Source organism: Thalassospira sp. UBA1131 (genome assembly GCF_002311515.1).
In the GTDB taxonomy this organism is placed as follows: domain Bacteria; phylum Pseudomonadota; class Alphaproteobacteria; order Rhodospirillales; family Thalassospiraceae; genus Thalassospira.
Window position 1 is genome coordinate 66,083 of the sequence record NZ_DCAO01000109.1, and the last position, 4,193, is coordinate 70,275.

Consider the following 4,193-nt stretch of genomic DNA (forward strand, 5'->3'; position numbering starts at 1 on the left):
TAGCGGGTGACGACCAGACCTTCGACGTCACCTTTCCAGGCTTTCTCGAACTCGCGTGCCATATTGGCCGATGCCTTGCCCGCACCAATGACGATGGTTTTGCCCTTTGGCGGTTCGGGCAGGTTGCGCGGGATCTGAACCCCGGGGTCGGCGGCCTTTAATGCCGCATCCATCAAAGCCAGAAGTTTTTCGCGCGAAGTCGTCATATCGGGTTTCCCTGATTGGATTGTGGCCGGTTTGGTCCGGGTTTTTAGGTTGCCTGCTTGTCAGATGCGGTCTTGAAGAAATCAATCACGGCCTGCAGATGGTTCGACATCGCCTTTTCGGCGGCGTCGGGGTCGTGGGCCGCGATGGCTTCGATAATGTCGCGGTGATGTTCCTGCACCATGCGATCAAAGGTCGGGCCGACCATCCCGTTGAAGCGGATTTCATTGAGTGCTGCCTGCAACACATCATGCAGCATTTTCATCACGTGATAGTAAATGATCGAGCCCGTCGCCCGGCCGATCATCATGTGCAGGCGGTGGTCATCATCCGCACGGTATTTGGCGGCCCGCCGTGGGTCATGCGCCTGACGATAGGCCATGCGCAGAAGTTTGATATCCTCGTCACTGGCGTTGATCGCAGCCCGCCGTGCAGCCCAGGTTTCAAGTGTGCAGCGAATTTCCTGAAGATCGCGCAGATTACTGATCGAATCGCGCACCAGATCGGTCATCGCGGTGTCCATGTCGATCCCGGTGGATGACAGGATTTCCGTGCCGCCCCCCTGAACCGCGCGCAAGTACCCGCGGGTCTTGAGCTTTTGCAAGGCGGCGCGCACCGACACGCGGCTGACCGACATGCTTTCGGCAAGCTGGCGTTCGCCGGGCAGGCGATCACCGGGCAGAAAAATGCCATCCGAGATCTTTTCAAGAATTTGATCGGCAACCTGATCCGCAATCCTTTTGGGGCGCTTGGTTTCCGCGTCGTCTTGTGCCTGAAGCGTCTTGGCAGACGGCATGTTGGGTTGTCTCCAATCGTGTTTTTCTCTGCCAGTGCAGCGATATCGATATTGGTTCGCGCAATGGTCATACCAGTTTACGGGATGTTTGGCGGCGACGCAAAGTGTCGATATGCACCGCGCGCGCTTATTGCAGTGCAATCTTGTTTCGGTAGAGATAAATTGATAGTTCAACAGGGGATGAGTGGCGTATCCGCCCCACTTTCACTGGCGTTTCGGCGGCAGTGATACCGAGGGATACCGCCATCGGACCTTGCAGATACCCAAAGACCACCAGATTTCAGGAGAACACGCGTGCCGAACCAAGCCGGGACCCTTTTGGGCCATGATGATCCAGCCCCGTTTGAAATATTGAACGAAAACGGCAAGGGTCATTCGCTTTTTGTCTGTGACCACGCGTCCCGGGAAATCCCCAAAAGCCTTGGCACGCTTGGCCTGCCCGAGGAAGAGCGCAAACGCCATATCGGTTGGGATATCGGTGCGCGCAAGGTGACCGAAATTCTGGTCGAACGGTTTGATTGCCGCGCAGTTCTTGGAGGATTTTCGCGGCTTGTCATTGATTGCAACCGTCAGCTTTGGGACCCGACCGGGATGCCGGAAATCGCCGATCAGACCGTGGTGCCGGGCAACAAGAACGTCTCGCCCAGCGAACATATGCAGCGCATCCGCGAGATTTTTCTGCCTTATCACTGGGCGATCGAAGAACAGATTGCCAATTTCCATGCCCATAAAATTGCCCCGGCGCTGATTGCCATTCACAGCTTTACGCCCGTGTTTCAGGGCTTTGAACGCCCGTGGGAAATCGGTGTGTTGTGGGATCAGGATGATCGCATTCCGGTGCCTTTGCTTGAAACTCTTCGGGCGCAAAACCCGGATTTGACCATCGGCGATAACGAACCTTATTCCGGGCGTCATTTGGCCGATTACACGATTGACCATCACGGCGAGGCGGCTGGTCTTCCCTGTGTGTCGATTGAAATCCGTCAGGATCTGATTGATACTGATACGGGATGTGAAAAATGGGCAAAAATCCTTGGCGATGCCTTTGCCGACATCCTTGCGGATCCGAACCTATACAAGATCAGGAGAGACTGATTTGGCAGGGGCCAACGCACGCGAGCCGGGATTTTCCATCGGCATAGAAGAAGAATTCTGGCTCGTGGATCGTGAAACCCGCGATCTTGCCAAAGACCCGCCTGCCGAATTCCTTAAGGACGCCAAGGCAAAGCTTGGCGATCAGGTTTCAAGCGAATTCATGCGCTGTCAGGTCGAAACTGGAAGCCAAGTGTGCAACAGCGCACTTGAAGCGCGCGAGCAGCTTATTGAAATGCGCAGCACGCTTTCCGAGGTGGCGGCGAAATACGATATGGCGTTGCTGGCGGCATCGACCCATCCCTTTGCCCAGTGGGACGATCAGAAACATACCGATGGCGAACGGTACAACACCATCGCACGCGATCTGCGCACCGTGGTCGACCGGTTGCTGATTTGCGGGATGCATGTTCATGTCGGGATCGAAGACGACGATTTGCGTATCGAACTGATGGCGCAGGCGAGCTATTTCTTGCCCCATCTTCTCGCACTCACCACCAGCTCGCCGTTCTGGCGCGGCAAGGAAACCGGGCTTCAGACATTCCGATTGTCGGTGTTTGATAACCTGCCGCGCACGGGCCTTCCGGAAGTGTTTGGCTCGTGGGCGGAATATCGCCGCCATGTCGATATGCTGATCAATGCCGGTGTGATCGAGGATGGCACAAAGCTTTGGTGGGATTTGCGGCCCTCTGATCGTTGGCCGACCCTTGAGATGCGGATCGCCGATGTTTGCACCGATCTGGAAGACGCTGTCTGTGTTGCATCGATTACGCGATGTCTGATGCGCATGCTGTATCGTCTGCGGCGCAACAATCAGCGCTGGCGGATTTATGCCAACATGCTGGTGCGCGAAAACCGCTGGCGGGCATGCCGTTATGGCAGCGATCCGGGCGAGAAGGCCGGGCTGATCGATTTTGGCCGGGGTGAAATCGTGCCCTATGCCGATCTGCTTGAAGAAATCTTGGAGCTGATCCGACCTGACGCCGAATTCTTTGGTTGTGTTGATGAAGTCGAACATGCACGCACCATCATAAAACGCGGCACCAGTGCCCGCAGACAGCGCGAAATATATGACGCAGCAATCGAACTCGGCGCCTCGCCAAAGGACGCATTGATCGCGGTTGCCGATGTGCTGATTGAACGGACGGATCCCAACGCAAGATCGGACACCTAACGGGCTTGTCAGCGACCGGTGCATTGAGTATCGTCGCGCCGAAACGGGTTTGGGCCCTTTGAATTCCGCGCATCGGATATCCGCTGTGCAATCCATCATCGGAGAAGAATTGATGACCGAAGTCGGTGGTATCGCAGCCGATCAGCTTGCGAGTTATGTCGAGCGTATCGAACGTCTTGAAGAAGAAAAAGCCAACCTGATGGCTGACATCAAGGAAGTCTATGGCGAAGCCAAGGCGCTTGGCTATGACGTGAAAATCCTGCGCCAGATCATTCGTCTGCGCAAAATGGAAGACCACGAGCGCACCGAACAGGAAGAAATCCTGGAAGTCTACAAACGTGCGCTGGGTATGAGCTGACACCATCCTGTCAGCAGACCTGCCGAGAATACCAAAAGCCCGCTTTCAAGCGGGCTTTTGCTTTTGTAATCTTGGCGCATGAAAACCGCATCCCGCCCCGAAATCACCGCCGAGGTCACCGAAGGTGTCTGTCGGCTGTTATATCATCATGAAATGGCCTGCCTGACGGAGCTTCGTCTGGGCAATGGGCGCAGGCTTGATGTGTTGGCGCTTGGCCCCAAAGGGGAGCTCTGGGCGGTCGAGGTCAAATCATCGGTCGAGGATTTCCGTGTCGACCAAAAATGGCAGAGCTATCTGGATTACTGTGACCGGTTCTTTTTTGCTGTTCCAATGCACTTTCCCAAGGATCTGATTCCTGATGATGTCGGACTGATCGTGGCCGACCGGTTTGAAGCCGCGATCATCCGTGCAAGTGCGGAAAAAAAGCTTTCCGCAGCGCGTCGAAAAAAGCTCCTGATTTCCTTCGGACAGACCGCAGCAGGGCGAGTAAACAAGTTTTCTTCAAAGGAAAATGTATTGGGATAGGCTCTCGAAAGGATAGTTTCCTGTTATTATTTCATATTTATGAA

At 55.1% G+C, this 4,193-nt stretch carries 6 protein-coding genes; 4 read left to right on the top strand and 2 right to left on the bottom strand.

Features of this window, described 5'->3' with window-relative positions:
* The coding region (locus B3Z49_RS18115) for a DUF4147 domain-containing protein (protein ID WP_296993370.1) at window positions 1-206 on the bottom strand (206 nt) is incomplete at its 3' end.
* A 44-nt stretch (window positions 207-250) separates the two neighbouring features.
* Entirely contained in the window at window positions 251-1,000 is a 750-nt protein-coding gene (locus tag B3Z49_RS18120) for a FadR/GntR family transcriptional regulator (RefSeq protein WP_063087159.1), read from the bottom strand.
* Between the two features lie 294 nt (window positions 1,001-1,294).
* Here B3Z49_RS18120 and B3Z49_RS18125 point away from each other — a divergent pair, with 294 nt between their 5' ends.
* The 4 genes from B3Z49_RS18125 (at window position 1,295) to B3Z49_RS18140 (ending at window position 4,149) form a co-directional block, all read left to right on the top strand.
* Window positions 1,295-2,095 carry an N-formylglutamate amidohydrolase gene (locus B3Z49_RS18125; RefSeq protein WP_296993371.1) on the top strand — a complete coding sequence of 267 codons (801 nt, stop codon included), beginning with the start codon at window positions 1,295-1,297 and terminating at the stop codon, window positions 2,093-2,095.
* 1 nt (window position 2,096) lies between these two features.
* On the top strand, window positions 2,097-3,266 hold the full coding sequence (locus B3Z49_RS18130) for a carboxylate-amine ligase (protein ID WP_296993372.1): 1,170 nt from the start codon (window positions 2,097-2,099) through the stop codon (window positions 3,264-3,266).
* Window positions 3,267-3,378: 112 nt separating this feature from the next.
* Window positions 3,379-3,624, top strand: a complete 246-nt coding sequence (locus B3Z49_RS18135; protein WP_007090950.1) for a DUF2312 domain-containing protein — start codon at window positions 3,379-3,381, stop codon at window positions 3,622-3,624.
* Window positions 3,625-3,702: 78 nt separating this feature from the next.
* Window positions 3,703-4,149: an MmcB family DNA repair protein gene (locus tag B3Z49_RS18140; RefSeq protein WP_296993391.1), complete on the top strand. Its 447-nt coding sequence runs from the start codon at window positions 3,703-3,705 to the stop codon at window positions 4,147-4,149.
* Window positions 4,150-4,193: the final 44 nt, after the last annotated feature.

What these genes read in the sequence shown, in the direction of transcription:
- B3Z49_RS18120 (WP_063087159.1), bottom strand. Translation starts at nt 1,000, where the DNA reads ATGCCGTCTGCCAAGACGCTTCAGGCACAAGACGACGCGGAAACCAAG.
- B3Z49_RS18135 (WP_007090950.1), top strand. Translation starts at nt 3,379, where the DNA reads ATGACCGAAGTCGGTGGTATCGCAGCCGATCAGCTTGCGAGTTATGTC.
- B3Z49_RS18140 (WP_296993391.1), top strand. Translation starts at nt 3,703, where the DNA reads ATGAAAACCGCATCCCGCCCCGAAATCACCGCCGAGGTCACCGAAGGT.